Source organism: Frigoribacterium sp. CG_9.8 (genome assembly GCF_015751965.1).
GTDB lineage: Bacteria > Actinomycetota > Actinomycetes > Actinomycetales > Microbacteriaceae > Lacisediminihabitans.
Genome location: NZ_JADOVH010000001.1, coordinates 394,759 through 420,183 on the forward strand (window position 1 = coordinate 394,759; position 25,425 = coordinate 420,183).

At 60.9% G+C, this 25,425-nt stretch carries 26 protein-coding genes and 1 tRNA gene; 14 read left to right on the forward strand and 13 right to left on the reverse strand.

Features of this window, described 5'->3' with window-relative positions:
* Positions 1–27: 27 nt before the first annotated feature.
* Positions 28–600 (forward strand): protoporphyrinogen oxidase, encoded by a 573-nt coding sequence (locus tag IWX88_RS02030; protein ID WP_196826727.1) that lies wholly within the window; start codon positions 28–30, stop codon positions 598–600.
* Positions 601–638: 38 nt separating this feature from the next.
* On the opposite strand, the gene IWX88_RS02035 is transcribed toward IWX88_RS02030, so the two are convergent.
* Positions 639–1,148, reverse strand: a complete 510-nt coding sequence (locus IWX88_RS02035) for an Rv3235 family protein (RefSeq protein WP_231368726.1) — start codon at positions 1,146–1,148, stop codon at positions 639–641.
* 152 nt (positions 1,149–1,300) lie between these two features.
* On the opposite strand from IWX88_RS02035, the gene IWX88_RS02040 reads away from it, so the two are divergent.
* Positions 1,301–1,894: a hypothetical protein gene (locus IWX88_RS02040; protein ID WP_196826728.1), complete on the forward strand. Its 594-nt coding sequence runs from the start codon at positions 1,301–1,303 to the stop codon at positions 1,892–1,894.
* Between the two features lie 3 nt (positions 1,895–1,897).
* On the opposite strand, the gene IWX88_RS02045 is transcribed toward IWX88_RS02040, so the two are convergent.
* Complete coding sequence (locus IWX88_RS02045) at positions 1,898–2,209, reverse strand: helix-turn-helix domain-containing protein (RefSeq protein ID WP_196826729.1); 312 nt, start codon at positions 2,207–2,209, stop codon at positions 1,898–1,900.
* 147 nt (positions 2,210–2,356) lie between these two features.
* Here IWX88_RS02045 and IWX88_RS02050 point away from each other — a divergent pair, with 147 nt between their 5' ends.
* Positions 2,357–3,010 (forward strand): hypothetical protein, encoded by a 654-nt coding sequence (locus IWX88_RS02050; RefSeq protein WP_196826730.1) that lies wholly within the window; start codon positions 2,357–2,359, stop codon positions 3,008–3,010.
* A gap of 3 nt (positions 3,011–3,013) precedes the next feature.
* Positions 3,014–4,258 carry a regulator gene (locus IWX88_RS02055; protein WP_196826731.1) on the forward strand — a complete coding sequence of 415 codons (1,245 nt, stop codon included), beginning with the start codon at positions 3,014–3,016 and terminating at the stop codon, positions 4,256–4,258.
* An 86-nt stretch (positions 4,259–4,344) separates the two neighbouring features.
* Here the strand turns inward: IWX88_RS02055 and IWX88_RS02060 are convergent, their stop codons facing one another.
* Complete coding sequence (locus tag IWX88_RS02060) at positions 4,345–4,740, reverse strand: hypothetical protein (RefSeq protein WP_196826732.1); 396 nt, start codon at positions 4,738–4,740, stop codon at positions 4,345–4,347.
* A 198-nt stretch (positions 4,741–4,938) separates the two neighbouring features.
* Between IWX88_RS02060 and IWX88_RS02065 the strand changes: the two genes are divergently transcribed.
* Positions 4,939–6,429 carry a PAS domain-containing sensor histidine kinase gene (locus IWX88_RS02065; RefSeq protein WP_196826733.1) on the forward strand — a complete coding sequence of 497 codons (1,491 nt, stop codon included), beginning with the start codon at positions 4,939–4,941 and terminating at the stop codon, positions 6,427–6,429.
* A gap of 160 nt (positions 6,430–6,589) precedes the next feature.
* On the opposite strand, the gene IWX88_RS02070 is transcribed toward IWX88_RS02065, so the two are convergent.
* On the reverse strand, positions 6,590–6,838 hold the full coding sequence (locus tag IWX88_RS02070) for a WhiB family transcriptional regulator (RefSeq protein WP_147784762.1): 249 nt from the start codon (positions 6,836–6,838) through the stop codon (positions 6,590–6,592).
* A gap of 185 nt (positions 6,839–7,023) precedes the next feature.
* Between IWX88_RS02070 and IWX88_RS02075 the strand changes: the two genes are divergently transcribed.
* Positions 7,024–7,440: a hypothetical protein gene (locus tag IWX88_RS02075; RefSeq protein ID WP_196826734.1), complete on the forward strand. Its 417-nt coding sequence runs from the start codon at positions 7,024–7,026 to the stop codon at positions 7,438–7,440.
* 22 nt (positions 7,441–7,462) lie between these two features.
* On the opposite strand, the gene bcp is transcribed toward IWX88_RS02075, so the two are convergent.
* Positions 7,463–7,942, reverse strand: a complete 480-nt coding sequence (bcp, locus tag IWX88_RS02080; protein ID WP_196826735.1) for a thioredoxin-dependent thiol peroxidase — start codon at positions 7,940–7,942, stop codon at positions 7,463–7,465.
* Positions 7,943–8,077: 135 nt separating this feature from the next.
* On the opposite strand from bcp, the gene IWX88_RS02085 reads away from it, so the two are divergent.
* Positions 8,078–8,150, forward strand: a tRNA-Lys gene (locus IWX88_RS02085).
* A 141-nt stretch (positions 8,151–8,291) separates the two neighbouring features.
* On the opposite strand, the gene IWX88_RS02090 is transcribed toward IWX88_RS02085, so the two are convergent.
* A complete protein-coding gene (locus IWX88_RS02090; RefSeq protein WP_196827788.1) occupies positions 8,292–8,648 on the reverse strand; it encodes a MerR family transcriptional regulator in 357 nt (118 codons plus the stop codon).
* A 209-nt stretch (positions 8,649–8,857) separates the two neighbouring features.
* On the opposite strand from IWX88_RS02090, the gene IWX88_RS02095 reads away from it, so the two are divergent.
* A complete protein-coding gene (locus IWX88_RS02095; protein ID WP_196826736.1) occupies positions 8,858–10,384 on the forward strand; it encodes a SulP family inorganic anion transporter in 1,527 nt (508 codons plus the stop codon).
* 80 nt (positions 10,385–10,464) lie between these two features.
* Here the strand turns inward: IWX88_RS02095 and IWX88_RS02100 are convergent, their stop codons facing one another.
* Entirely contained in the window at positions 10,465–11,445 is a 981-nt protein-coding gene (locus IWX88_RS02100) for a Gfo/Idh/MocA family protein (protein ID WP_196826737.1), read from the reverse strand.
* 161 nt (positions 11,446–11,606) lie between these two features.
* Here IWX88_RS02100 and IWX88_RS02105 point away from each other — a divergent pair, with 161 nt between their 5' ends.
* Entirely contained in the window at positions 11,607–12,371 is a 765-nt protein-coding gene (locus IWX88_RS02105) for a FadR/GntR family transcriptional regulator (protein WP_196826738.1), read from the forward strand.
* A 72-nt stretch (positions 12,372–12,443) separates the two neighbouring features.
* Positions 12,444–13,382, forward strand: a complete 939-nt coding sequence (locus IWX88_RS02110; protein WP_196826739.1) for a ribokinase — start codon at positions 12,444–12,446, stop codon at positions 13,380–13,382.
* A gap of 138 nt (positions 13,383–13,520) precedes the next feature.
* Here IWX88_RS02110 and IWX88_RS02115 read toward each other — a convergent pair whose 3' ends face one another.
* The 3 genes from IWX88_RS02115 to IWX88_RS02125 all read right to left on the reverse strand — a co-directional run bounded on the left by IWX88_RS02115 (position 13,521) and on the right by IWX88_RS02125 (position 17,184).
* A complete protein-coding gene (locus IWX88_RS02115; protein WP_196826740.1) occupies positions 13,521–14,507 on the reverse strand; it encodes an ABC transporter substrate-binding protein in 987 nt (328 codons plus the stop codon).
* Between the two features lie 137 nt (positions 14,508–14,644).
* Positions 14,645–15,598, reverse strand: a complete 954-nt coding sequence (locus tag IWX88_RS02120) for an ABC transporter permease (protein ID WP_370568131.1) — start codon at positions 15,596–15,598, stop codon at positions 14,645–14,647.
* Between the two features lie 65 nt (positions 15,599–15,663).
* The gene (locus tag IWX88_RS02125; RefSeq protein ID WP_196826742.1) at positions 15,664–17,184 is read right to left on the reverse strand and encodes a sugar ABC transporter ATP-binding protein; all 1,521 of its coding nucleotides are present in this window, start codon (positions 17,182–17,184) and stop codon (positions 15,664–15,666) included.
* A gap of 91 nt (positions 17,185–17,275) precedes the next feature.
* On the opposite strand from IWX88_RS02125, the gene IWX88_RS02130 reads away from it, so the two are divergent.
* Positions 17,276–18,259, forward strand: a complete 984-nt coding sequence (locus tag IWX88_RS02130; protein ID WP_231368727.1) for a sugar phosphate isomerase/epimerase — start codon at positions 17,276–17,278, stop codon at positions 18,257–18,259.
* Positions 18,260–18,280: 21 nt separating this feature from the next.
* Here IWX88_RS02130 and IWX88_RS02135 read toward each other — a convergent pair whose 3' ends face one another.
* From IWX88_RS02135 to IWX88_RS02145, 3 genes are read right to left on the reverse strand one after another with little or no spacing between them, the layout of a single operon-like run.
* Positions 18,281–18,691, reverse strand: a complete 411-nt coding sequence (locus IWX88_RS02135) for an RbsD/FucU family protein (RefSeq protein WP_196826743.1) — start codon at positions 18,689–18,691, stop codon at positions 18,281–18,283.
* 25 nt (positions 18,692–18,716) lie between these two features.
* Positions 18,717–19,691, reverse strand: a complete 975-nt coding sequence (locus IWX88_RS02140) for an aldo/keto reductase (protein WP_196826744.1) — start codon at positions 19,689–19,691, stop codon at positions 18,717–18,719.
* The gene (locus IWX88_RS02145; RefSeq protein WP_370568132.1) at positions 19,684–21,003 is read right to left on the reverse strand and encodes an enolase C-terminal domain-like protein; all 1,320 of its coding nucleotides are present in this window, start codon (positions 21,001–21,003) and stop codon (positions 19,684–19,686) included. The genes IWX88_RS02140 and IWX88_RS02145 overlap by 8 nt, the downstream gene beginning before the upstream one ends.
* A 138-nt stretch (positions 21,004–21,141) precedes the next feature.
* Here IWX88_RS02145 and IWX88_RS02150 point away from each other — a divergent pair, with 138 nt between their 5' ends.
* The 3 genes from IWX88_RS02150 (at position 21,142) to IWX88_RS02160 (ending at position 25,394) form a co-directional block, all read left to right on the forward strand.
* On the forward strand, positions 21,142–22,137 hold the full coding sequence (locus tag IWX88_RS02150; RefSeq protein WP_196826746.1) for a LacI family DNA-binding transcriptional regulator: 996 nt from the start codon (positions 21,142–21,144) through the stop codon (positions 22,135–22,137).
* Positions 22,138–22,221: 84 nt separating this feature from the next.
* Positions 22,222–23,760: an FGGY-family carbohydrate kinase gene (locus IWX88_RS02155; protein ID WP_196826747.1), complete on the forward strand. Its 1,539-nt coding sequence runs from the start codon at positions 22,222–22,224 to the stop codon at positions 23,758–23,760.
* On the forward strand, positions 23,757–25,394 hold the full coding sequence (locus IWX88_RS02160; RefSeq protein WP_196826748.1) for a fucose isomerase: 1,638 nt from the start codon (positions 23,757–23,759) through the stop codon (positions 25,392–25,394). The genes IWX88_RS02155 and IWX88_RS02160 overlap by 4 nt, the downstream gene beginning before the upstream one ends.
* Positions 25,395–25,425 lie beyond the last annotated feature (31 nt).

Below are 25,425 nucleotides of genomic sequence, written 5' to 3' on the forward strand. Positions count from 1 at the left end.
CAGTGCCACACTGCTTAGGCTGGAGAAATGAAATCCAAGTTGCTGCTCGTCATCGGGATTGCTGTCGGTTACGTCGTCGGAGCCCGGGCGGGGCGCGAACGTTATGAACAGATCGCCAACGCGGCTGGAGCGCTGTGGCAGAGTCCCCACGTTCGCAAGACCCGCACCGAGGTAGAGGACTATGCCCGCCAGCAGGCACCGATCGTTCGGGCGAAAGCGGAATCGGTCGCGAAAGCCGCGCCGGGAGCGATTGCTGATGGTGCGCGCATGACAGCGGACGCCGCTCGCACGGTTGCTGGCCGCACGGTGATCGTCGCAAGCGACATTGCCGGACGGGTCACTGCTGTGGCGCAGGATGTGGCGGGCAAGGCGTCGACTATCTCGCGTGATGTGGCTCACCGAACCACTGGCATGGCCAAGGGTGTCGCGGGCCGCACGACGGAGACGGCAGAGGAGCTGCGGGAGCGGGTTTCCAGCACGGCGGCCGAACTGCGTGAACGTGGCGAGGACGCGCGTGACCGGGTAGTGGTCAAGGCCAGCAGATCTCGCGATGATGCGCTTGCCGAACTCGACGACGATGAAGAGGTTCCGGAACGCTAGGCCGTAGCCAAGCGTGCATTTGACGGCACGGCACGGCGCTACAGCACATTGATCGCGGCGGCTCGCCACCGATTGTCGAGCCCTTCGAGTCGAAGGGCCACCGCCCGTGTTCGCGCTCGTCCTCGCACGATCACGACGGCCTCGACGACGCCGTCGCGCGGTTCGTAGATCGAGGTCGATCCAACCGAGAACGTGGGGCGTCTCACGACCTGTCCCTTCGCTTGCCGGGCGCGGGTCGACAGCACGACTCGCTTGAGCAGGTGGCGATACACGTCATCGGTGACCCACCGGGAGATCTGCTCGAGTTCTCGAGCACCGGCCAATATCTCGATCACGCAGCGCGTGAGGTTCTCGAGCAGCGGCTGTGGATCGGGCAGCGTGGACCTCGAAGCGGGCTGCGCGCCGAAAAATTCGTCTGGCTGGAATGGTGATCGGATAACTTTGCTCGGCAGCTGCCCGGACGGCGCAGCGGCCCTCGGTTCTGTTGGCTTCGGCCGTGCCTGACTGTGCCTGGTTGGGCTTGGCCGGGCTGTCAGTGCATCGCTCATGTGTCGTCCCACGGGGTGAGGAGGGAAATGCGTATACCCCCGAACTGGGGGTGAGCACACTAAACCAGCATTGGGGGCATTCTGTCTACGCCCCAATACCGAGGTGTGGATAACCTGCGCGATCGAGTCGGTCACGTCGGTAACGTCACATCATGCGCTGGGACAACCTTTTCGACGATCTCGAGGGCCAGCTCGAACAGGAGCTCGGAGCCGAGGAGATTGATCTGCGCGCGGAGGAGGAGCGGCTCCGACTCGGACGCCTCACCCTTCGCGATCGTCTTCGTACGTTGAGCGCCGGCGCAGATACGGCGCCGGTTCGGGTGTCGCTCATCGACGGTTCGACATTCGACCTGTTACCGCGCACCTTCGGCCGCGACTGGATCTCGGGCGAGATTGTGGACCACTCTTCCCGTAACTCCCAATTCATCCTCCCGCTCGACGCAATCGCCGAGCTTCGGCTCTCGCGGGCGCAGGTGGGCGCCAGCCTCGCTGATGTTGCAACCGTGAAGAATGAGCCGGAACTGTCCCGTCGGCTCGGCTTAGCCTTCGTGCTGCGAGATCTGTGTCGGCGCCGACAGTCCGTCGAGCTCGTTCTGAACGACGGAACAATTACTGGCACGATCGACCGGGTTGGTCGAGATCATTTGGATCTCGCGGTGCACGAAACCGGTACCGCCCGACGCGAGAGCCTGATAACTCACTACCGGGTTTTGCCGTTCTCGCAGGTGCTTCTTGTGCGGTTGTGACCGCTAGTCGCGCGGCGCAGCGCCGGGAATCCCGCGCAAGCCGAATGCATACTCGGAGAGGCTGGCATAGTCGGATTGCTGCCAGAGACTCATCCGTCTCGACTCCTCGTATTTCGCGTCGATATACGACTCGAGCACTGAGCGCTCCACGCGCCAGTGCCCGTGTCCGCCGACCTTGATCGCGGGTAACTCCCCGGATCTGACGAGCGCGTAGGCCTGGCTCGCGGAGATATTGAGCACGTCGGCGGTGTCGGCGAGAGTGAGGAAGCGGCCGAGTGCGGCGTCCTGGCCGGAGGGATCCGAGTGCGGGGTCATGCCTTGATTATGGATGCCCCACAATCCGTGGGACAGGGCTGTGGATAACTTTCCCAGCGGTTCGCCGGGATCGCGACCATGGAACTCTGCGGCGTATTCGAGCGAAGCGAGAGGCAAATGGTGGCTACGGCAAAGGCATTGAGACGCATGACAGCTTCGGCCGGGACAGGCCGAAGTGACACCGAGCGAGCTCCGCGATCATTCTGGTTCGACCCGCGTTTTGCGATTGGCATCGTGCTCGTCATTGCCTCGGTCCTCGGTGTCGTTACTGTCGTCACCGTTGCGGACAGCAGCACCGTAATCTATGCCTCCCGCGAAATGCTGAGCCCCGGTGATCGGGTGCAATCCTCCGACCTGGATACGCGCAGCGTGCGTCTCGGCTCACTCGGCGCACAGTATCTCGCCGAAGGGGACATCCCGCGTGGCGGATTCGTCGTCACTCGCCCGGTGCCCGCTGGGGAGTTGGTGCCGACCTCCGCTGTGGGTGATGTCGCCGGCGCCACGGCGGCATCAATCGTGGTTAATATAAACGGTGAACTGGCCCGCTCCATCGGCGAAGGCAGTGTCGTCGATCTTTGGAGTGCGAAGGAGACCGATAATAACCAGTTCGGCCCGCCATCCGTATTGGTCGACTCAGCAACAGTTGTGCGGTTAATTGCGCGAGACGGCGGTATCGCGGACCGCTCGGCGCAGTCGGTCGAGCTCCTGGTACCGCGCACGAAGATCGCCGCTGTGCTCGAGGCGATCGCCAACGCAGACGCTCTCTCACTCGTGCCGACGAGCATCCCTGTGAGGGGCTGACCGATGTCGACAGTGGCACTTGCCCTTCCTCTCGAGTTGGAGGACAGCATCTCGATGCAGCTCGCCCGGCACGGCTTCGAACTCTCAATCCGCTGCTCAAGTGGCGATGACCTCGCATCGCAGGTCTCGCGCACGGCTCCGGACCTCGCGATCGTCGCAGCATCCCCCCGCTATCTCAACGATCGGCTGATGGTCGAAGCGGATGCTGCGGGCGTGCGCATCATCGCGCTCGTCTCCTCGGATGCTGAACGCCGCTACTCCGCGAGCCTCGGGCTGCTTGAGGTGGTCGCCTCCGACGCCGAGTGGTCGGAGATCGAGATGCTGCTGACGGGAAACCCCGGTGATAGCGAGCCGATAGCCGAGTCTCGGAACGGAACGGTGATCGCTGTTTGGGGTCCCGCTGGCGCTCCCGGGCGCACCTCGATTGCAGTCTGCCTCGCTGCCGAACTCGCTGCATCCGGGGCGACTGTCGTTGTTGCTGATGTTGATACGCATAACGGTTCGCTCGCACCTGCACTCGGCATGCTCGATGAAGCGCCCGGCTTTGCAGCAGCCTGTCGGCTCGCCGGCGCAGATGCCCTCACGCAGGGAGAACTCGAGCGAATCGGGCAGCGATATCTCACGGCCCGCGGCAGCTTCTGGGTGCTCACCGGTATCGGCCGACCAAGCCGCTGGCCCGAGCTCTCGGGTGAGCGGGTGACGGCTGCCATCGCGGCCTGCCGGGATTGGGTCGATTACACGATTCTCGACACGGGGGCGAGTCTGGAAAATGACGAGGAGATCAGCAGCGACCTGTTTGCACCCAGGCGCAACGGCGCGACTATCGCTGCGCTTCACGCCGCCGACGAAGTGGTTGCGGTCGGTGCGGCAGATCCCGTCGGTCTGTCGCGGTTCCTGCGGGCACATGTCGACCTGCTTGAGACAATCGACACCGACCGAGTCACTGTGCTGATGAACAAGGTGCGCGCGAGCGCGATCGGCCCCGGGGCATCCGGGCAGGTGTGCCAGACGCTTAAGCGCTTCGGCGGCATTTCGAATCCAGTGCTCGTGCCGCACGACCAACTTGGCTTCGACGCGGCGATCCTCACCGGTCACACCCTCGTTGATGTCGCTCCAAAATCTCCGGCACGCGCCGCCATTGCCGGGTTCGTACGCGAACACCTGCTGCCACAACCCGAGCCGATAGCGCACCGCAGCTGGTGGCGGCGCAGCCGGGTGCGGCGGCGGAATGCGGCAGTTTCGGCCTGACTCGGCGTGGCCTGAGCCCGACAGCCAGACAGCCCGATCGCGCGACTGCTTGATCGGCTGGGAAGCAGGGACCAGCAGCTCGCCTGCTAGCGCACCCCGAGGTGGGCGAGCAGGTCTTCCTTCTTCATCCGGGAGTAGCCGACTACACCGGTGGCTCGGGCATGCGCCCGGAGGGCGGCGACGTTCCAGGTAGCGGAGGGCGCTTGCATCGACGTGGCAGCCGATCGACCCGCGCGAGCGGGAGCGGAAGTGACGGGCTCCTTCTGCGCCGCTGACTTCTTCTGTTTCGCTGACATCTTCAGGGCTTTCGCTTCTGCAGCCGCGCTCTTACCGGCTTTCACCGCCTTCTTCTCGGCCTTCGCCACCAGCTTCTTCAACTCGGACTTAGTCCCATTTTTAGCGCCAGAAACCTTCTTCGTGATCGACTTCTTCGTCGACTTCAGCTTCTTGGCGACCGACGTCTTGGAGTCTTTCTGTGCCATGTTCGCTCCTCACACCGGGCGCAGTGGGATCCGCGCATCGGCCCCATTCTCCTGCACGCCGGTCAGGGTGTGCCGGACTTTCGTCGGCACGGCCCGGAGTGGCTGGCCATGGTCGTCCTCCGCAGCGATTGCGCCGGGTTTCCCTCGCGCCTGACCCGCCGAGACTGGCACCCCGCTAGCCCGCATAAGCTAGGCCACGTGTCGACCCTCTCAAACCTCGTTTCTAACCAGGGCCGTTCCGATGAGGCCGATGTCGAATGGCTCCATCTCCTCGTCGGCGACTGGCAGCTTCTTGCCGACCTCGCGTTTGCCGACATCGTGCTGTGGGTCCCGACCACAGACGACAATTTCGTCGCTGTCGCGCACGCTCGCCCATCCAGCTCAGCGACGCTGTTCTACCGCGACTTCGTGGGCCAGGCGATCAGGCCGGAGTGGAAGGGTCAGGTCAGCGAGGCATTCCGTACCGCCCAGATCGTAGACTCTGCTGCGCCCGACTGGTACGAGGAGACCCCCACGCGTGCGCGCGCGGTCCCGGTGCTGCGACGACTGTCAGTGACGGGATCGGAGTCAACGGCTCATCCGATTGCGGTGATCACCAGGCACACCAACCTCAGCGAGGCGCGCACGCCAAGCCGACAGGAACTCACCTTCAACGAGTGTGCGGACGATCTGTTTGCGATGATCTGCGCGGGTGATTTTCCTGACCTCGGCGCTCCAACCGGCCCGCGGCGCGGTGCGCCGCGCGCATCCGATGGGCTCCTGCGCCTGGATGTCGATGGGATCGTCACCTTCGCTAGCCCCAACGGGCTTTCTGCATTCAACCGCATGGGATTCGCGGGTGAGCTTGAGGCCGAGTCGCTTGCCGAGGTCACCACATCGTTGCTCAGCGGAAAGCTCATGATTGACGAGTCCCTCCCGCTGGTGGTCACCGGTCGCGCCCCCTGGCGTACCGACATCGAAGCCAGGGGGGTGACCGTGTCACTGCGCGCCATCCCGATCCGGGATCGCGGCGAGCGGGTCGGTGCGATCGTGCTGTGCCGGGATGTCACGGAGCTGCGCCACCAGGAACGGGAGCTGATCACCAAGGATGCGACCATCCGCGAGATTCATCACCGGGTGAAGAACAATCTCCAGACTGTTGCGTCGCTTTTGCGTATCCAGGCGAGGAGGTCGCACTCTGATGAAGCTCGGGATTCGCTCAATCAGGCGATGCGCCGGGTCGCGGCAATCGCCGTGGTGCACGACACACTGAGCGAGGGTCTCAACCAGAATGTTGATTTCGACGTGGTGTTCGACCGGGTGCTCAAGCTCATTGCGGAGGTGGCGTCCACGCACAACACGAAGGTGCATCCGACCTTTACAGGCAGTTTTGGCGCACTGCCGAGCGAGTACGCCACACCGCTCTCGCTCGCCCTCACCGAACTCGTGACCAACGCGGTGGAGCATGGCCTCGCCGGTCGCGAAGGCAATGTCGAGATCATCGCTGACCGCAGTGAAAAGACGCTCACGGTGCAGGTTCGCGACAACGGGGGCGGCTTGCCCGAGGGTAAAGTCGGCTCCGGTCTCGGCACCCAAATCGTGCGTACGCTGATCCAGGGGGAGCTCGGGGGCTCCATCGACTGGCACACCATGGTGGGTAGTGGCACAGAGGTCACCATCGAGATCCCACTGACCTGGCTGACTAAGTAGCCGCCCCGGTCGGTGCGACGGTCGTGACCCCCGCTATCCGTGCAGGTCGCGCAGCGGGCGTGATGAGACCGGGGAACGTATCGAGACCAGCGAACGTACCGAGACAAGCGGCGGTATCAAAACCTAGCGGCCGTAGCAAATTTAGCGGCGATATAGAAACCTAGGAAGCGCGGCGGGCACGGGCGGCGCGGCGCTTGAGGGCGCGACGCTCATCTTCACTCAGACCACCCCAGACACCAGAGTCTTGACTGGTCTCGAGAGCGTACTGCAAGCACATTTCGGTGACGCTGCACCGAGCGCACACCGCTTTCGCCTTGTCGATCTGGTCGACAGCCGGACCAGTGTTCCCGACGGGGAAAAAGAGTTCGGGGTCGGCCGTGAGGCATGCGGCTTTGTCGCGCCAGTCCATCTGGGAGTGCTCCTTTTGTTGCGAACGCAGGGCCATGAAGCCCTGAGCAGGGTCATAGACCCAAGCTGGGGATAGGTATCCGGGGGGTTTCGGTGGATGCTCACGGCCCTGTGAGTGCAAATCAACCTCACATAGACTCTCATACTGGTTGTAGCAAATCAATAGTCGGACGGGGATCCATAGCTATGAGTGAACCGAGAGTGTCGCGTCGATCGGTGCAATTGCTCGTGTTGGTGGTGCTTTTGGCGCTCGAAAGCGCCGCCCTTGCGGCGGTGGCTATTTTTCTCATCATCGAATTGTTGGTGGCCCGCCCCGACTCCATCGCTACTGCGATCGCGCTGCTGTTGCTCGACGCGCTGGCTGCGGTCTGGGTCGGAACGATGGCTGTGCACGCGCTTCGCGGCCGCTCCTGGGTCCGCAGTGGCGCGCTGACCTGGCAGATATTGCAGATCGCCGTGGGAATCGGCAGCATTCAGGCACCGTTCTCGCGCCCGGACATCGGGTGGTTGCTCATCCTGCCTGCCGCAGTCGTGGTCTTTTTGCTGTTCACATCGCCGGTAATTGCCGCAACCCGGCGGCAAGACGAGGTTCCCGGGGAGTAGTTGCCCTCAGCGATCGCCGCAATCAGGAATCGATGCCGAGCTTTTTACGTAACGAGGCGACGTGGCCCGTGGCCTTCACGTTATAAAGCGGCAGCGTGATGGCACCGTGCATGTCGATGGCGAAAGTGGAGCGGATGGTTCCGGTCACCGTTTTGCCATAGAGCGACTTGTCACCGTACGCGCCATAGGCGGTGTGCACGGCGAGATCCGGGTCACTGAGGAGGGGGAAGTTGAGGCCCTGTTCCGTCTGGAACTTCTTGAGCGCGGGCGCGGCATCCTTCGAGATTCCGAGCACGGTGTAGCCAGCCGACTTGAGCGAGTTGATGCTGTCGCGGAAGTCGCAGGCCTGCGACGTGCATCCGGGAGTGGATGCGGCGGGGTAAAAGTAGACGATCACGTTGTCGCCGACGTAATCGCTAAGCGATACGGGTGACCCATCCTGATTGCTCAGGGTGAAAGCGGGGGCAGCATGCCCGGGCTCGAGTTTCAGTGGTGTGGTCACGCGGTTCTCCTTTGGCTGCGGCGATTGCTGTGCACAATCCTACGGATTGTCCGGTCGGTGAATCGCGGTTCGCGACGCCTCAATAGCGATGCTAATATTTACCCTTGGTCGTCCCGTTTGTCACGAGAACCGATCGCACCTCTAGCTCAATTGGCAGAGCAACTGACTCTTAATCAGTGGGTTCCCGGTTCAAGTCCGGGGGGGTGCACAGTAAAACACCTGTCCAGAGGCCAGATACGGCCTCACACACCACCGCTGTATTCTGCCGTGCTCTCTACGTGCAGTGTCTCTCACGGTCGGCTGACTGCCGAGGCCCACACCCGGGAGGATTCTTCTGCGAAAGCAGGGCTCACTGCGTGCGCAGAAGTGCGAGAAACTCGTCGGCCATGGCCAGCTGCTGCTGAAGTTTCGCGCGGCGCTCGACCGCCTGGATGATGAACCCGTCGAGGTCCGCGCGCACAGCGGGATCCTCCGATCCGATCCCGCCGAGCGTGTCGATGATGCGAAGAAGCTCAGTCATTTCATCCAGCATGAAGCCGAGGGGCTTCATTCGACGAATCACCATCAGGCGGCCGATATCCCCCTGGGTGTACAGCCGGAATCCGCCCTCGGTACGACCGGTCGGCTTGAGAAGTCCCACTTCGTCGTAGTGACGGATCGTACGCAGAGACAAGCCGGTCCGCTCCGCAAGCTCGCCGATATGCATCGTCCCTTCACCGGCCGTTTCGCCCACGTCATCCTCCTTATAACTAACCCTTACGTTAGGGTAGTGTTGACATGTTAGCTAAATAACTGCTGCACGACTGCTCCCACTCACCCCATTGTCGAACACGACTCTGCTGGGCCTGCGCAATGATGTGCCCACTCACCTCATCCATCGGTTCTCACGAGAGAGCCCAATTCTCGGAGTCCCCTATGGTCATCGCCGAAAAAACGCCCAGGCTCACAGCCAATCGATATCGAGCCGACCCAACCGTGCTGACCGCACTCCGGTCACCACGCCTGCTCACGCGCGAGGTGCTCGCAGGACTGGTCGTCGCCATGGCGCTGATCCCAGAGGCAATCTCGTTCTCGATCATCGCCGGCGTCGACCCGCGAGTCGGGTTGTTCTCCTCCTTCATAATGGCGGTGTCCATTGCCTTCCTCGGCGGACGGCCTGCCATGATCACCGCTGCCACTGGAGCGATTGCCCTCGTTGTAGCGCCACTCGTGCGCGAACACGGCCTCGATTACCTCATCGCGGCAGTGATTCTGGCAGGTATCTTCCAGATTGCACTCGGGCTTCTCGGGGTCGCAAAGCTGATGCGATTCATTCCGCGCAGTGTCATGGTCGGCTTCGTCAACGCCCTGGCGATCCTGATCTTTTCTGCCCAACTGCCGAACCTGATCGGCGTTCCTTGGCTGGTGTATCCCCTTGTTGCGGTCGGCATCGTGATCATGGTCGTCATGCCCCGGCTCACTACGGCGGTCCCGGCGCCGCTTGTTGCTATCATCCTCATCACCGTCGTCGTGATCGCAACCGCGATCACTGTGCCGAACGTCGGGGACGAAGGCGCACTGCCCAAGAGCCTCCCGCAGTTGTTCATCATCCAGATTCCCGTCACCTGGGAGACGTTGCTGATCATCGCGCCGTTCGCGTTCGCGATGGCACTTGTTGGCCTGCTCGAATCGTTGATGACCGCCAAGTTGGTCGATGACATCACCGATACCCACTCCAACAAGACCCGTGAGAGCCTCGGGCAGGGCGCGGCGAATATCCTTTCTGGACTCTTCGGCGGAATGGGCGGCTGCGCCATGATCGGCCAGACGATGATCAACGTCAAAGCCTCGGGTGCCCGCACCCGCATTTCGACCTTCCTTGCTGGAGTCTTCCTGCTCATCCTCGTCGTCGCACTCGGCGATCTTGTGGCCATCATCCCGATGGCCGCCCTGGTCGCCGTGATGATCATGGTCGCCGTCGGTACCTTCGACTGGCACAGCATCCGCTGGTCGACCCTCAAGCGGATGCCGAAGAGCGAGACGACCGTGATGGTTGCGACCGTCATCGTCGTCGTGCTCACGAATAACCTCGCCATCGGCGTCGTGGTCGGCGTGACCGTCGCAATGGTCGCCTTCGCCCGCCGTGTCGCGCACCTGGTCACAGTTGATCGGAGGCTCTGTACCGCGGACGGCGTGGCCACTGCGCGTTACACCGTGAACGGGGAACTGTTCTTCGCCTCGAGCAACGACCTCACCACCCAGTTCGAATACGCGTTGGATCCCGCACAGGTGGTTATCGACATGACCGGATCCCATGTCTGGGACGCGTCGACTGTCGCGGCCCTCGACGGAATCAACTACCGCTACGGACGGCTCGGCAAGACCGTGACCATCACCGGTATGAATGAAGCGAGCACGTCGATGCACTCACGGCTGGCCGGCAACCTCGGCGGGGGACACTGAGCGGCGGGGGACACTGAACGTCGGGGCGAGAAAAGTAGCTGCCCCGCGGTCCGGCGCATCCGCCACGGCAGACGCCACAGTTACTCGTATGAACGCCTGATCCCCGCGGCCTCATAAATCGCATCGATAGCGGCCATATTGCCAATGGGATCGGCGCCTTCGGTTGGCAACGGCATCCCACTTGCCAGGGCGCTGATGACTGCCTCCAGTTGATGGTCGTAGGTGGTCGCACCGGCAACAGTCCGTACTCGGCCGACTCCACCAACGGTCTCCACAATGGTGTGCCCTGCCGATGGGAAAACGAGGTTTTCGACCAGCAGTGTGCCTGACGTGCCAACAACGCGCAGCGTCGATCCGGCGACTGCATCGGCATGCATCGACGCGGTGACTCGACCCGTAGCGCCGCCGGAAAATTGCAGTGTCGCATCCATGCTCATATCAGCGCCCATGGGATTGAGCGTTGCAACAGCCTCAATCACCGTGGGTTCTTCGTTCATGAAAGCTCGTAACCAGTGAAGGGGATAGCAGCCGAGATCCATGAGCGCGCCACCGCCGAGCGCGGGGTCGTGGCGAATGGACAGTGCGTCAAACGGGTTGTTGTAGACAAAATCTCCGTGCAGCGACTGGATTTCCCCGAGTCGACCGGATGCTTTCATCGCATCCAGCTCGAGGCTCAGCGGATGGTACCGATCATGGAATGCCTCGATCAGGCGGTGACCGGTGTCATTCGCCGCTTGGTTCATACGCAGTACCTGCGCAGAGTTCATTGCAAACGGCTTTTCGCACAGGACATCTTTGCCGGACTGCAGGGCGGCGATCGACCATTCGGCATGCTCAGATGGGGGAAGGGCGTTGTAGATCAGGTCGATATCCGGATCGGCGAGTAGCTCGCGGTAGCTTCCGTAGGATCGCTCGATGTCATGCTTCTCCGCATAGGTGGCGGCGGATTGACCACTCCGTGCAGCGACGGCGACAACTGACGCATCCGACCTTCGGCCGGCTGGGCGGATAACTGCCGCTGGCGCTATGCCCGAGGCACCCAATAATCCGATTCTGACCACAGTGTCTTCTTTCCTGAATGAGTGAAACCCGTTACCCAACGAGAGCATAAGCGAGACCGTTGAACATACCAATTCGAAGGTCAGCGCAGAGTGATTCGCGTCATACGCTGCAATTTATTCCTGTCAATCGCGTTGCACACAGTCAAAGATATGATCTCTACATGGCTGTGACCGATGAAGCAATTCTCCAAATCAAAGAGATGATTCTGTCGGGTGAGCTCAAGCCCGGAGACCGCTTACCGCCAGAAAAACTTCTCAGCGAGAGTCTCGGTCTTTCGAGAAGCTCAATGCGTGAAGCCGTCAAGGCGCTCGAGGTCATCAGGGTGCTCGATGTGCGCCGTGGCGATGGAACGTACGTCACCAGTCTTGAACCGCGCCTGCTGCTCGAGGCCATGTCTTTTGTCATCGACCTGCAGGACGATTCTTCGATCCTCGAGCTGTTCGCCGTGCGACGCATCCTCGAGCCCGCTGCGGTCGCTCTTGCTGCTGCTCATGTCACCGCTTCGGATATTGCAGATCTCCGCACCCAGCTTGCTGCCGTCGACGAGTCGAGCAGCGTGGAGGATCTGGTGGCTCACGATCTGAATTTTCATGGCTTGATTGCCAGTGCGGCTGGCAATGCCTACCTGACCAGCCTCATCGACTCGCTTTCCAGCCGAACGGTCAGGGCTCGCATCTGGCGTGGACTCACGCAGGAGAATTCGGTGCCGCGCACGCTTGGTGAACACCACGCGATTGTGGATGCCCTCGAGCGCGGGGATGCCGCTCTCGCGCGGGCCCTCACCATTGTGCATATTTCCGGGGTGGAACAGTGGCTCACGGATGCAGTTCACGCGCTCTCTGCACCCGAATCGCTCAGGCTGGATGTCTCACGCGCGGTGAAGTCATCCCCTACTGAGGAGCTGCCTGCAGCGCCGGTTCGATAACGTGATTTCAGATGCGCTCTGTGCAGAGCCGCATGGTGTTTGCAGGGTTGGCGCCCTCGAAGAGAGGAAGAAATGAACCAGGAGTTGTCACAGTCTGAACCCGGCTCTGTGGTGATCATCGGCAGCATCACTGCAGATCTCACGACTTTCTCGCATCGTCTGCCGGCACCGGGCGAGACAGTACTGGGTGAGGAATTCACTCTGGTGCTCGGGGGGAAAGGCGCAAACCAGGCGATCGCTGCCAGCCGTGCTGGGGCGAATGCACAGATGGTCGGCTGCATCGGCGATGACCTCTTTGCTGACCTGGTGTCACACGGGCTAACAGAAGCCGGTGTCGACCTGTCCCACGTGAGCACTGTTGCCGGTCCCACCGGAATCGCGCACATTCGCGTGGACGATTCCGGTGAGAGCGACATCGTGATGGTGCCGTTGGCAAATTCTGCCCTGTCAACGGCCCAGATCGACGCATACTTTGCCGACCCGGCTGCACACGCGAGTGTGCTCCTCACCCAATTGGAAATCCCCTGGGCCATTACGCAATACGCCATCAAGAAGGCACGAGCAGCAGGATTGATGGTTGTGCTCGATCCCGCCCCGGCCGCGCAGTTGGATGCAGACATCTGGCCGCTCGTAGATATCGTCACCCCGAACGAGACCGAAGCGAGCATTCTCACTGGTATCCCCGTCACCGATGCGCTGTCCGCCATTGAGGCTGGAAACTGGTTCGTCGAACGGGGGACGAAACACGCACTCATCACGATGTCGTCACTGGGCGCCGTACTTGTTTCTTCCGAAGGCGTGAAGCACTTCAGCTGCATCCCAGTTATCGCCATCGACTCAACCGCCGCCGGTGATTCCTTTGCTGGCTATCTCGGGGCCGCACTGGCGAGTGGACTACCCCTCAGCAACTCGATCTCCCTCGCTATGGCTGCGGGGGCGCTCGCCGTGACCAAACGAGGCGCGTCCCCGAGCGTGCCGCACCGGATCGATGTCGACAAGCTACTCGCGTGATCCGCCAATAATCCGGGCTCACCCTCGACTGCTGTCCCGGTGATGCAGAGTAAGACACTCCCCGACTGCCGAATTCCGAATGCACAAAAAAATCTCCCCTCCTCTCAAATCTGAGGAGGGGAGATTTTCTAGAATGACTTACTTGTACAGGACCGCCGCGATGTTGGCCTCCGTCATGTTCTTGGCGTCGTACCAGAAGAAGCCGGTGTCGATGATCTTCTCGGGGGTCTTGCCCTTGATCGCGTCATAGGCGGCCTGGACCGTCTGCTCACCGATACCGATGGGGTTTTGGGTAATGGCACCGGCCATTACTCCGCTGGTGATGGCATCCATCTGGGCCTGGCCGGAGTCGAAGCCGACGACGGTCACTTTGCCCTTGGCGAGCCCGAGCTCTCCGACTGCATTGACGATGCCGATGGCCGAGCCCTCGTTGGTGCCGTACAGGCCCTTGAGGTTCGGGTGGGCGGCGATCATTGCCTTGGCAATGTCAGCCGACTTGAGGTGATCGCCATCGCCGTACTGGATGTCGACGATCTTGATGTCTGGGTACTTCGCCTTGATCTGGTTCACGAAGCCATCCCGACGCTCAACACCGGTGGAGTTGATCTGGCTGTGGCCGACGATGCCGACCTCACCCTTGCCGCCGATGAGACGAGCCATGTTGTCAGCAGCCAGCGCGCCGGCGGCCTTGCTGTCGGTCTTGGCGATGCTCAGCGGAACTGTGCTGTCGCAACCGGCGTCGAACTCGACAACGGGGATCTTTGCAGCCTTAGCAGCATCCAGAAGTGGGATGCAGGCCTTCGGGTCGAGTGCCGCGAAGCCGATGGCGTCGGGCTTCTTGTCGATAGCCGCCTGCAACATCTGCAGCTGCGCGTCGACCTCCGTCTCCGATGCCGGACCCTCGAAGGTCACCTTCACGCCGAGCTTCGCAGCGCGCTGCTCTGCGCCCTTCTTGACTGCCTGCCAAAACTGGTGCTGGAAGCCCTTGGATATCAGTGCGATGTACAGCTCTTTGCTATTTCCTGCTGCTGGTGCTGCGGTGTTGGAACCGCTCGCGCATCCGCCAAGGAAGAGCGCTGCTGCTGCTGCCACCGCGATTACGGCAACTCTCGTGCGTGATTTCATCGAATAACCCCGTTGTTTTCTCTCGATCAGCCGAATGGCTAATGTCTTATGATATCGATTTCATGGCCCGCAGTGTTGATTGGACGGAGAAGGTAGGAGATCGTTATATTGCGTCGTGCGATGGTGCGAACTGCGACTTAAAAAATAGCTTTGCGACGCCGTAGCGAGTCGGAGAACACCGCGACCAGGATGACGGCACCGACGACGACGTTTTGCCATTCGGTCTGAATCGACATGATGCGAAGGCCATTGATGAGCACACTCATGATCAGCGCGCCGATGAGGGTGCCGAGAATGGATCCGCGCCCACCGAGCAACGATGTGCCCCCGATAATCACCGCAGCAATGGCCTGCAACTCGTAACCGCTGCCGAGCTGGGGCTGAGCTGAATCGAGTCGCGAGGCGATCACGACTCCCGCAATCCCGGTGAAGAGACCCGAGAAGGTGTAAACCATGATCTTCCAGCGACGCGTATCGACGCCGGAGAGGCGGGTTGCCTCTTCATTGCTGCCGAGGGCGAAGGTGTAGCGCCCGAGGATGGTTTTGCTCAGAACGAGATACGCGATGAAGGCAAGACCGAAGAGGATCAACACCGCATTGGGCAGCCCGGGGATGGCAGTACCGAGGGCAATCTGCTTGAAATCCGGGACACTCGTGAAGTAGATCGGGCGCACCCCCGAGATCACCAGCGCGAGCCCCTGTGCGATCAACATCATGGCGAGGGTCGCGATGAAGGGGGGCAACTTGAGTACTGCGATATTGAATCCGCTGATAAAACCCATCAGCCCGCCGGTAGCGATGCCGCCCAGAACTCCCACGATGAGAGGGAGGTCCATATTGACAAGAAAAATTCCTGTCATCACCGCAGCGAGCGTCATCCCCGTGCCGATGGACAGATCGATACCGCCGGTGATGATCACGAAGGTTGTGCCGAGGGCGAGAATGCCGATGACCGCAGTCGAGAGCAAAATTCCCGAGATATTGCTCCAGGTGAAGAACGCAGTGTTCGCAAAGGAGAAGAAAATCAGCAGCACCACGAGGGTCGCGAACGCCAGCGATTGCTGGAGCTTGGCTTGGAGGAAGTTGGACACGGACCTCGTCTTTTTTGTTTCGGGATCCACAATTTTCGGCGCGCGTGTGTCAACAGTGGATGCATTCATAGCTGTACCGCCTCTTTCTCATGGCCCATACGGGTTGCGAAATCCATTATTTTTGCCTGGCTTGCTTCTTCGTTATCGAGAACTCCGGTGATGCGGCCGTTCGCCATGACGATGATCCGGTGCGCGAGCTTCAACACCTCCGGCAGCTCCGAGGAGATCATGATGATCGATTTCCCCTCCGCTGCGAGATCGTTGAGCAAGCGGTAGATCTCCTCCTTGGCGCCGACATCGATTCCGCGGGTCGGCTCATCGAAGATGAGAATGTCGCAGTCCCGTGCCAGCCACTTGGCGATAACCACCTTCTGCTGGTTGCCGCCCGACAGGTTTTTCGTCGTGGACGAGATCGACGGCGTCTTGATCCGCAGCGAATCGACATATCTGCGCGATGTCTGCTTGCCCTTGTTCGTGTGAACGAACCCGAGCCCATCGGTGTAGTCCTTCAGCGAGGCGAGCAGGATGTTCGTGTTCACATCCTGCTCAAGAAGCAAGCCGAACTGCTTGCGGTCTTCGGAGAGATACCCGAGACCAAGAGCCACGGCATCCGATGGTTTCTTGATTGAGACTGCCTTGCCATTAATCTCGACAGTTCCGCTGGTGCGTGGATCTGCGCCGATGATGGCACGGGCGACTTCGGTGCGCCCGGCGCCCATGAGCCCCGAAAATCCCAGAATCTCACCGCGGCGGAGTTCGAAGCTCACATCTTTGAGCAACGAACGGGTGTTCAGCCCCTCAACTTTGAGCACGATATCGTCAGCCTCCCGCACGCGAGTCGTCGGGCGTGCGCCCTCCTCAATCGGGCGCCCAACCATCATCTCGATCACCTTCGGAATGCTGAAGTCCGCCTTCTCCAGCGTGCCGATGTAGTGGCCATCTCGCAGAACAGTGACGCGGTCGGTGATCCGACGCAGCTCATCCATTCGGTGGGAGATGTAAATGATTCCCGTGCCGGTGGCCTTCAGCGCTTCGATGAGCGTGAAGAGGGTTTCTGTCTCCGCGACTGTCAACGCCGAGGTGGGCTCGTCCATGATGAGCACTTTGGCGTCAAAGGATAGCGCCTTGGCGATTTCGACCATTTGCTGTTTTGCAACGGTGAGCCCTTCGACCAGGGTGTCCGGGTCGAGATCAATCCCCAGGCGGGTGAGCAGCTCTGAAGCCTGCCTTGAGAGAAGGCGTTCGCGCACGAAAATTCCCACGCGCGGTTCCCGGCCGATAAAAATATTTTGGGCGACGGTGAGGTGCGGCATCAGGTTCATCTCCTGATGGATGATGCTGATGCCCAGCTTCTGGGCGGTCTTGGGGCTGTCGATGTCCACTTCCTGCCCCTCGAACAGGATCGTTCCCGAATCCTTCGAGTAGATCCCTGACAGAATCTTCATCAGGCTCGACTTGCCTGCACCGTTCTCGCCGACAAGGGCCAATACTTCGCCGCGGTTCAGTTCGAACTGAACGTCCTGCAACGCCTTGACTCCCGGAAAACTCTTGCTGATGCCGCTGACTGTTAACAGTTGGGTTGACACACGTTCACCTACTTCGTCGGAGGGCTTTTTGAATTCGTCTGTGCGATCATGTCACACCGACTCGCAAAGATCCGACCATTGCGCCAAATGGATGTGCCTCACAGCGATGGTGGTATCTGTGTGCCCAATCGCCGTGCCGACCAATAGTCTGGTCAAACGCCCGCGTCACACGCGTGGACACCGAGGAAATTCGGAGAGGCTTTACATGCAAATAGGTGCTCATGCCCTGGTATTCACTGGGATTTTTGACGAAAACGGGCTAAAAAAGGCAATCAGCAAGACACAAGCCGCCGGTTTCGACCTCATCGAAATTCCACTGATGAATCCAGCGAGTTTCGATGGGATGCTCGCAGCCAGCCTGCTGAAGGAATATGACCTTTCAGTCACTGCATCTCTCGGGCTCAGTGATTCAACGGACCTCACGAACTCCAACCCTGCGATCGTGGCCGCCGGGGAGGCGATGCTCGCCGATTGCTTGCGGATCCTCCACACGATGGGCGGCACACGGTTGTGCGGGGTGATCTACAGCGCTATGAAAAAATACGTGGAGCCCATCACGGCTGAGGGCAGGAAATGCAGCGCCGCAGCCCTACATCGGCTCAGCGCGCTCGCTGCAGACCTGGGGATCCATCTGTCGCTCGAAGTGGTCAATCGTTATGAAACCAACCTCATGAACACGGCTCGGGAAGCTCTGCGGTTTCTCGACGAGATCGATAGCCCAAACATTTCTGTTCACCTCGACACCTACCATATGAACATCGAGGAGTCAGATATGTTCTCGCCCGTGCTCGATGTCGCGGACCGGCTGGGCTACGTGCATATCGGCGAAAGCCATCGCGGTTACCTCGGTTCGGGAACGGTAGATTTTTCTTCCTTCTTTCGCGCCCTCGCCCGTATCAAGTACGACGGACCCATTGTATTTGAGTCCTTCTCATCAGCAGTGGTCAATGCCGAACTCAGTCGATCCCTCGGCATTTGGCGAAACCTTTGGGATGATTCCGACGACCTCGCAGCGCACGCGAACACCTTCATCCGCAGTCAACTCCGAGCGGTCGAAACCATCGTGCTGCATTAGCGGTTCGATCAAGGCACGCGGCTAATGGCCGACGAGCCCCTTGCGAACGATCACGCAACCGTAGGTTCGGATCTCGCCGGTCTGAACGATGAGATAGCTGTCAGCGATTGACTCGTAGAAGGAAAAGCGGTCGACGAAACGAACCTCCTCGAGGTGAACGCCGGCTGCTGCAACCAGTTCTTGCTGAACGGGGAGTAGCGCCTTGTCGGCGGATTCCATCAGGTCGACGGCCGGGGTGTCATCGAGCGGCAGAACAGTTCGCAGGGCGGCAAGAACCTCGGGCGCGGTCGTTCCCGGCAGGCTGACCAGCCGGTTAGCCAAGCGGAACGCCGGAAAGTGGGCATCGACGATGACAACCGAGTCTGAATGTCCCATCTCGTCGAGTGCCTTGAGCAGGCTTCCGGTGAGTAGCGGATTAATTCCGTTCAACATGATCTGTTCCTTACGTTGGGTGAGGCTAAGAGTGGTTCTCCGGCGCGGCGGGAATGAGGCTCTGCCCGGCCAGAGCTCGCCACAGTTCTGCGGGGACTACTTCGGTCATTCGAGCCGCATTCTGCCGCAACTGGTCGGGCCGGCTGCCACCAACGACAACACAGCGGACCGCATCATCCCGCGCCGGGTAGTGGAGCGCCGCTGTCGGGAGCGAAACCCCGAAATCCCCGCACACTCTGGCAATGAGCTGCACCCGATCAAGGAGCGATGCCGGCACATCGGCGTAGTCGTAGCGGCCCCCGGCTCCCGGGGTATCTGAAGCCAGCAATCCCGAATTGAAGACAGCGGCAATGACAATTCCCACCCCGTGGTGTCTGCAGGCCGGTACAACCTCGTCGAGCGCTGACTGATCGGCGAGTGTGTATCGACCGGCAATCATGACAAGGTCAAGTAGCCCGGTGTTGACAACATCGAGAAGTGCAGAGGTGGTCATGGATCCGACCCCGATAGCTGACACCAGCTTCTCGTCACGCAACTGGGCGAGAGCCGGCAGGGCGTGGTGTACACCCTCAGACAGCCTGTGTCGTTCGGGGTCGTGCAGGTAAACAATATCGAATCTGTTGAGCCCGGTTCTGCCCAGAGACTCTTCAATGCTGCGCCGGATGCCGCCGGCGGTGAAGTCCCACACGCGTGTCGTATCCGCCGGCACTACAAAATCATTGGCCGTGTCCATGAGGCCTGCTCCCAGCGGGTTGGGCCGAAGGAGCCGCCCGACCTTTGTCGACACCACGTATTCGTTTCTGGGTTTGGTGCGCAGGAATTTGCCAAGACGACGTTCAGACAGCCCCAATCCGTAATGTGGAGCGGTGTCGAAATAGCGAATACCCAGATCCCACGCTGTCTCGAGCAGAAGCGACGCCTCATCATCCGTCATCGCTCGATAGAGATTGCCGACGTTGGCCGCTCCGTAGCCGAATCGCGGCAACCAGATATCAGTCATGGGGAACGAAAGCGAACTCCGTGCGACTTGCCGCAAGCATCTCGGTACCCGCTCCCGGCACGGTCGGTGCGCGGTAATGCCCGCGATTAATCACGACCGGGGTCGCAAAATGCTCGTGGAGGTGGTCGACGTATTCGATCACCCGACGGTCAGTTGTTGCCGAGATCGCAACATAATCGAACATCGATAAATGCTGGACGGCCTCACACAACCCGACTCCTCCGGCGTGCGGGCACACTGGCACCCCGAATTTTGCGGCGAGCAGGAGAATTGCGATGTTCTCATTCACGCCGCCGACACGGGTCGCGTCAATCTGCAAAACCTGAAGTGCGTCGGCCTGCAGAAATTGTTTGAACATGATGCGGTTTGCGGCGTGCTCACCGGTCGCCACGAGAATGGGTGCAATTCCCGCGGCAATCGCCGCGTGGCCGAGAATGTCGTCCGGGCTCGTGGGCTCCTCAATCCAGGCCAGGTCGAACGGGGCAAGGTGCGACATCCATTCGATGGCCTCATCGACACCCCAGCGCTGATTGGCGTCGGCGGCAATCCGGATGTGTGGCCCCACGGCCTCGCGAGCAAGCCCAAGTCGGCGGATGTCATCCTCCAGATTGCCGCCAACCTTCAGTTTGATCAACTCAAACCCCTGGGACACCGCCTCTGTGGCCAACCGCACCAACTTCTCGTCGCTGTAGCCGAGCCAGCCGGGGGAGGTGGTGTAGGCCGGGTATCCGGTCTTCAGCAGAGCGGCTTCGCGATCTGCCCGACCCGGCACTGAGCCCTGCAAAATTTCCAGCGCTTCGATGGGAGTCAGGGCGTCGGTGAGATACCGAAAATCGATCAGTGCGACAGTTTCTTCCGGCGTCATTCGTGCGAGCAGCTGCCACAGCGGCAGGCCGGCTCGCTTGGCCTTGAGATCCCAAAGGGCATTGACCACCGCACCGATCGCCATGTGCATGACGCCCTTCTCCGGGCCGAGCCAGCGCAGTTGCGAATCCCAGACGAACTCCCGCCAGGTGGCACCCATGTCATCGAGAAGGCTCTCGACTGAGCGACCAATCAGATGCGCTGCGAGTGCGTCAATGGCACTGACCTGCACGTCATTCCCTCGGCCGATCGTGAATACAAATGCGTGCCCGTCGAGGCCGTCCAGCGCGTCAGTTTCTATCCGAACGTAGGCGGCTGAGTAGTCCGGGTCCCGGTTCATCGCGTCTGAGCCATCGAGGGACGACGACGTGGGAAAACGTACGTCGCTGGTGTGCAGCGCGATTACAGAACTCACAGAATTTACCCCCAGATTGGACAAACTGAGCATAAACATCCGATGTATGGATTGTCAATTGAGCACGGCGACCCGAAAGCGTGCCGCGAAAAAAACCTTCTGAGCAGGAGACTTCGGAGGTCTCGCCACACCCTCGGTGGGCCGCGGACACACGCACTAAGCTCGGGATTTATGGCAACCATCTACGAGGTCGCGGCTCGTGCAGAGGTCTCGCCGGCCACCGTTTCGCGTGTGCTGAACGGCACGAATGTCTCAGAGGACAAAGTCGCTCGGGTGAAGCAAGCCATCAGCGAATTGGATTTTTCTCCCAATCGCATGGCCCGATCCCTTCGCCGCCAGCACTCCCAAATTATCGCCCTGATCATCCCGGATATCGAGAATCCCTTTTTCACTTCCGTCGCCCGTGGCGTCGAGGATGTTGCACAGGCAGCGGGCTATTCCGTCGTGTTGTGCAACAGTGATGGCGAGCTCTCCCAGGAGGCCTACTATCTCGATCTCGCCGCAAGCGACAACATGGCGGGTGTTATTTGGACGCCGGCATCAGCGGCAAGCACTCTTGGCAGATTCCATTCGCCTGATCGTGCGGTCGTGGCCATCGACCGGCGGCCATCGGGGCGTGAAACCGACGCGGTGCTTGTCGACAATCACCGCGCGGGATTTGCGGCCACGCAGTCCCTGTTCAATCAGGGCTACTCCCGGGTTGCCTGCATTACCGGGCCCGCAGACGTGGAGACGAGTGTCTTGCGAAGCGAGGGATGGCGGGAAGCCTGCCGTGCGCATCCCGACCTGCAACCGCGCGAGGACTACCTGCGCTATGCCGACTTCCGAGTGGATGGTGGCCGGGCCGCACTCAGCGCGCTGTTCGCCCTCGACCTTGCCCCGGACGCAGTCTTTGTCGCGAACAACCTCATGGGCGTCGGGGTGTTGCAAGAGTTGACCGCCCGGGGCATCACGACGTCGCACTACGGCGTTGCAATTCTGGGTGATTTGCCCTATTTCTCCTTCACCGCAACCGGCGCGACAGTGATCGACCTGCCCGCGCGCGAAATTGGCGGCGTCGCGGCTCGCCTGCTGCTCGAGCGGATTGCGGGGCTCACCGATCCGCCGCGAACTGAGGTGCTTCACAGCCGGGTGCTTCCTGCACAGGCGAACGTGATTTCCCGCTGACCCCACAGAGCCGGATCCACCGCAGTTGCAGTTGTAGCTGAAATCGATTTCAGGTAGCGTAAGAGGCCACGACAAGGAAGTCACATGAGCCGTCAGGTAGTAATCGGTGTGGATATCGGCACATCCAGCAGCAAAGGCGTGCTCGTCGGTCTCGACGGCATAATTCTTCGCACCGCCGTCCGAGAGCATTCAGTGTCACGCCCCGCTCCCGGTCACGTGGAGATGGACGCCAGCGTCTGGTGGGTGGAGTTTGTGCAAATCTGTCGCGAACTCCTCACCGTTGCCGATATCGAGGTGGTGGCTGTCGGGGTCAGCGGCATGGGCCCGTGCATTCTTTTGACCGACGAAGACAACCAGCCTCTGCGTCCCGCCATCCTCTACGGGGTCGACACCAGGGCCTCCATCCAGATCGCCAAACAGACGGCACAGTTCGGTGCCGACGAGATCATTCGCCGCGGTGGGTCGGCGCTCTCCACCCAGGCCGTTGGCCCCAAGCTCGCCTGGGTTGCCGACAACGAGCCGCAAGTATGGGCTCACGCCACAAAATTTTTCATGCCGAGTTCGTGGCTGGTGCACAATCTCACCGGTAACTACGTGCTCGATCACCACTCAGCGAGCCAGTGCTCTCCGCTTTACGACACCGTCGAGCAGTCGTGGTTCGCGCCCTGGGCTTCGAAAATTGCGCCCGCAATTGTGTTGCCGAGCCTCGCTTGGGCGGGGGATGAAGCCGGCACGGTCACGCCGGAAGCATCCATCGCCACCGGGCTCCCAGCAGGAATCCCCGTCATCACCGGAACCATCGACGCCTGGGCCGAAGCGGTAAGCGTTGGAGCGCAGGGCACCGGCGATCTCATGCTCATGTACGGCACCACCATGTTTCTCATCGCCACAGTTCCCGACGCACTTACCTCCCCCACCCTGTGGTCAACCGTCGGTGCACTGCCGGGAACTCGTAATCTGGCTGGCGGGATGGCCACCTCCGGCGCCATCACGGCGTGGCTTCGCGAGCTGTTCGGGTCTCCCGAATACTCAGAGCTGCTCACTCTGGCCGACGCTGCCGGGCCGGGGTCGAACGGGCTGCTCATGCTGCCCTACTTCGCGGGTGAACGAACACCGATCCCCGATGCGGATGCCCGGGGCATCGTTGCCGGATTGACGGTGACCAATACGCGCGGGGACCTGTACCGGGCCGCCCTCGAGGCCACAGCTCTCGGGGTGCGTCACAACGTCGACGCGATGCTCGAGGCTGGGGCGATGATCTCGCGTATCGTCGCCGTCGGCGGCGGCACTCAGGGTTCGCTGTGGACACAGATTGTTTCGGATGTCACGGGACTCGAGCAGGTCATCCCGACCCACACAATCGGCGCGAGCTTCGGCGTTGCCCTGCTGGCGGCGCAGCTGGTATCCGACGCGCGCATCGAGGAATGGAACCCGCCACTCACGATTCGCACCCCTGCGACGCAACACCGGCAGCTCTACGACGACCTGTACGCGCTGTACCTCTCGCTCTACACGCAGACCCGCGAAATCAGTCATGCGCTGGCACGCTTTCAGGCCGAATCACACACCAAAACCAAAACCAACACCAACAATGAGCTGTCCAAAGGAAACCAATCGCGATGACGTATACGATTCCCGCCCCGCGCACTACCGTCCCGACTCCTGCAGCCACGGCGTACCTCATCTCCAGCGGTGATCTTCGCGAATCTGCCAACACGGCAGGCTGGAGCGCCCAGGTTGCACTGGAAAATATTGTCGCGACAGCTCTCGGTAATCATGGCTGGACTGTCGTACGCGGCAACGGCGTAGACCCGGTAACCGGCCATGGCTTCATCAGCAGCCAGCGGATGGGACTCGAAGTCTTCAAAAGAATCCCCGAAGACGCCCCTCTCATCGTCGCCGAAGCCGTCTGGCAGTACAGCCACCACGTCTTGGCCGGGCTGAGAAGTCATCGAGGACCGATTCTCACCGTGGCAAACTTCGCCGGTGATTGGCCTGGCCTCGTCGGACTTCTCGGTCTCAACGCGGGGCTGACCAAGATGGACAAGCCCTACTCGACAATCTGGACTGTAGACGGCACCGACCAGTGGTTCAAAGACGGTATCCACTCGTGGGTGACAGAGGCCGCCATCGACCATGATTCATCCCATGTGCGCGACCTGCCGCTGCTTGCTGATAGCGCTGAGAAAGCGCTCGGCGAAGCCCTGGCGGATCAGCTATTGAGAGACAAGGCGATCATCGGTGTCTTCGATGAAGGCTGCATGGGCATGTACAACGCCATCATCGATGACGAACTGCTCAACCCGATCGGCATATATAAGGAGCGTCTGTCGCAGAGTGCTCTCTGGGCCGAAATGCTGGTGGTCAGCGATGAGGAAGCGGATGCTGTCGGCAACTGGCTTCTCGCAAAGGGAATGACCTTCAAGCTCGGCGACAACGACGCGCTGGATCTCACCCTCGGACAGCTCCGGTGGCAATACAAGATGTACATCGCTGCTTTGCGCATCAGCGACGATTTTGGACTGGATGCTGTGGGTATCCAGTACCAGCAGGGATTGAAAGACCTCTGCCCGGCCTCAGACCTTCCGGAAGGACTGCTGAACAATGTCGACCGCCCACCGGTGACCAGCCGTGACGGCGCCCGTGTGCTGTGGGAGGGTGCAGCGCTGCCCAACTTCAACGAAGCGGACGAGGGCGTTGCCGTTGACGCGCTTGTGACGAACCGGGTATGGACAGCCATGGGTCTCGACCCGGCCACCACCCTGCACGACATCCGCTGGGGTGAAGACTTCAACGGCCAGTTCGTTTGGGTGTTCGAAATCTCCGGCTCGGTACCCCCATCGCATTTTGAAAATGGATATGCGGATTCCGTGGGTTGGCGCCAGAGCCCGGTTTTCTTCCCGGCGGGCGGCAGCACGATCAAGGGAATTTCGAAGCCCGGTGAGATCGTCTGGTCGCGCGTCTACATCGCCGCCGGTGAGCTGCACCTGGATCTCGGGCGTGCCAGTGTCATAGCCCTGCCCGCCGAAGAAACTGAACGCCGCTGGCAGTCGACGAACCCGGAATGGCCGATTGCGCATGTCGTGCTGCACGGCATCACCCGTGATCAGTTCATGGCGCGCCACAAGGCAAACCACGCGCAGGTTGTCTATGCGCCCGATGTGGCAACAGCAGACAAAGCTTTGATCGCCAAGGCGGCAGCGTTTGCTCGACTCGGCGTGAAAGTCCACCTGTGCGGGGATGTCGCCCTGGGCTAGAAATTCTGCCCGCTGAGGTTGCCCGGTGACA

Bases quoted from the DNA above. Each gene is read 5' to 3' on its own strand.
- IWX88_RS02030 (WP_196826727.1), top strand. From the start codon at position 28: ATGAAATCCAAGTTGCTGCTCGTCATCGGGATTGCTGTCGGTTACGTC.
- IWX88_RS02035 (WP_231368726.1), bottom strand. From the start codon at position 1,148: ATGAGCGATGCACTGACAGCCCGGCCAAGCCCAACCAGGCACAGTCAG.
- IWX88_RS02040 (WP_196826728.1), top strand. From the start codon at position 1,301: ATGCGCTGGGACAACCTTTTCGACGATCTCGAGGGCCAGCTCGAACAG.
- IWX88_RS02045 (WP_196826729.1), bottom strand. From the start codon at position 2,209: ATGACCCCGCACTCGGATCCCTCCGGCCAGGACGCCGCACTCGGCCGC.
- IWX88_RS02050 (WP_196826730.1), top strand. From the start codon at position 2,357: ATGACAGCTTCGGCCGGGACAGGCCGAAGTGACACCGAGCGAGCTCCG.
- IWX88_RS02055 (WP_196826731.1), top strand. From the start codon at position 3,014: ATGTCGACAGTGGCACTTGCCCTTCCTCTCGAGTTGGAGGACAGCATC.
- IWX88_RS02060 (WP_196826732.1), bottom strand. From the start codon at position 4,740: ATGGCACAGAAAGACTCCAAGACGTCGGTCGCCAAGAAGCTGAAGTCG.
- IWX88_RS02070 (WP_147784762.1), bottom strand. From the start codon at position 6,838: ATGGACTGGCGCGACAAAGCCGCATGCCTCACGGCCGACCCCGAACTC.
- IWX88_RS02075 (WP_196826734.1), top strand. From the start codon at position 7,024: ATGAGTGAACCGAGAGTGTCGCGTCGATCGGTGCAATTGCTCGTGTTG.
- IWX88_RS02090 (WP_196827788.1), bottom strand. From the start codon at position 8,648: ATGCATATCGGCGAGCTTGCGGAGCGGACCGGCTTGTCTCTGCGTACG.
- IWX88_RS02095 (WP_196826736.1), top strand. From the start codon at position 8,858: ATGGTCATCGCCGAAAAAACGCCCAGGCTCACAGCCAATCGATATCGA.
- IWX88_RS02105 (WP_196826738.1), top strand. From the start codon at position 11,607: ATGGCTGTGACCGATGAAGCAATTCTCCAAATCAAAGAGATGATTCTG.
- IWX88_RS02110 (WP_196826739.1), top strand. From the start codon at position 12,444: ATGAACCAGGAGTTGTCACAGTCTGAACCCGGCTCTGTGGTGATCATC.
- IWX88_RS02115 (WP_196826740.1), bottom strand. From the start codon at position 14,507: ATGAAATCACGCACGAGAGTTGCCGTAATCGCGGTGGCAGCAGCAGCA.
- IWX88_RS02130 (WP_231368727.1), top strand. From the start codon at position 17,276: ATGTGCCTCACAGCGATGGTGGTATCTGTGTGCCCAATCGCCGTGCCG.
- IWX88_RS02135 (WP_196826743.1), bottom strand. From the start codon at position 18,691: ATGTTGAACGGAATTAATCCGCTACTCACCGGAAGCCTGCTCAAGGCA.
- IWX88_RS02140 (WP_196826744.1), bottom strand. From the start codon at position 19,691: ATGACTGATATCTGGTTGCCGCGATTCGGCTACGGAGCGGCCAACGTC.
- IWX88_RS02145 (WP_370568132.1), bottom strand. From the start codon at position 21,003: ATGCTCAGTTTGTCCAATCTGGGGGTAAATTCTGTGAGTTCTGTAATC.
- IWX88_RS02150 (WP_196826746.1), top strand. From the start codon at position 21,142: ATGGCAACCATCTACGAGGTCGCGGCTCGTGCAGAGGTCTCGCCGGCC.
- IWX88_RS02155 (WP_196826747.1), top strand. From the start codon at position 22,222: ATGAGCCGTCAGGTAGTAATCGGTGTGGATATCGGCACATCCAGCAGC.
- IWX88_RS02160 (WP_196826748.1), top strand. From the start codon at position 23,757: ATGACGTATACGATTCCCGCCCCGCGCACTACCGTCCCGACTCCTGCA.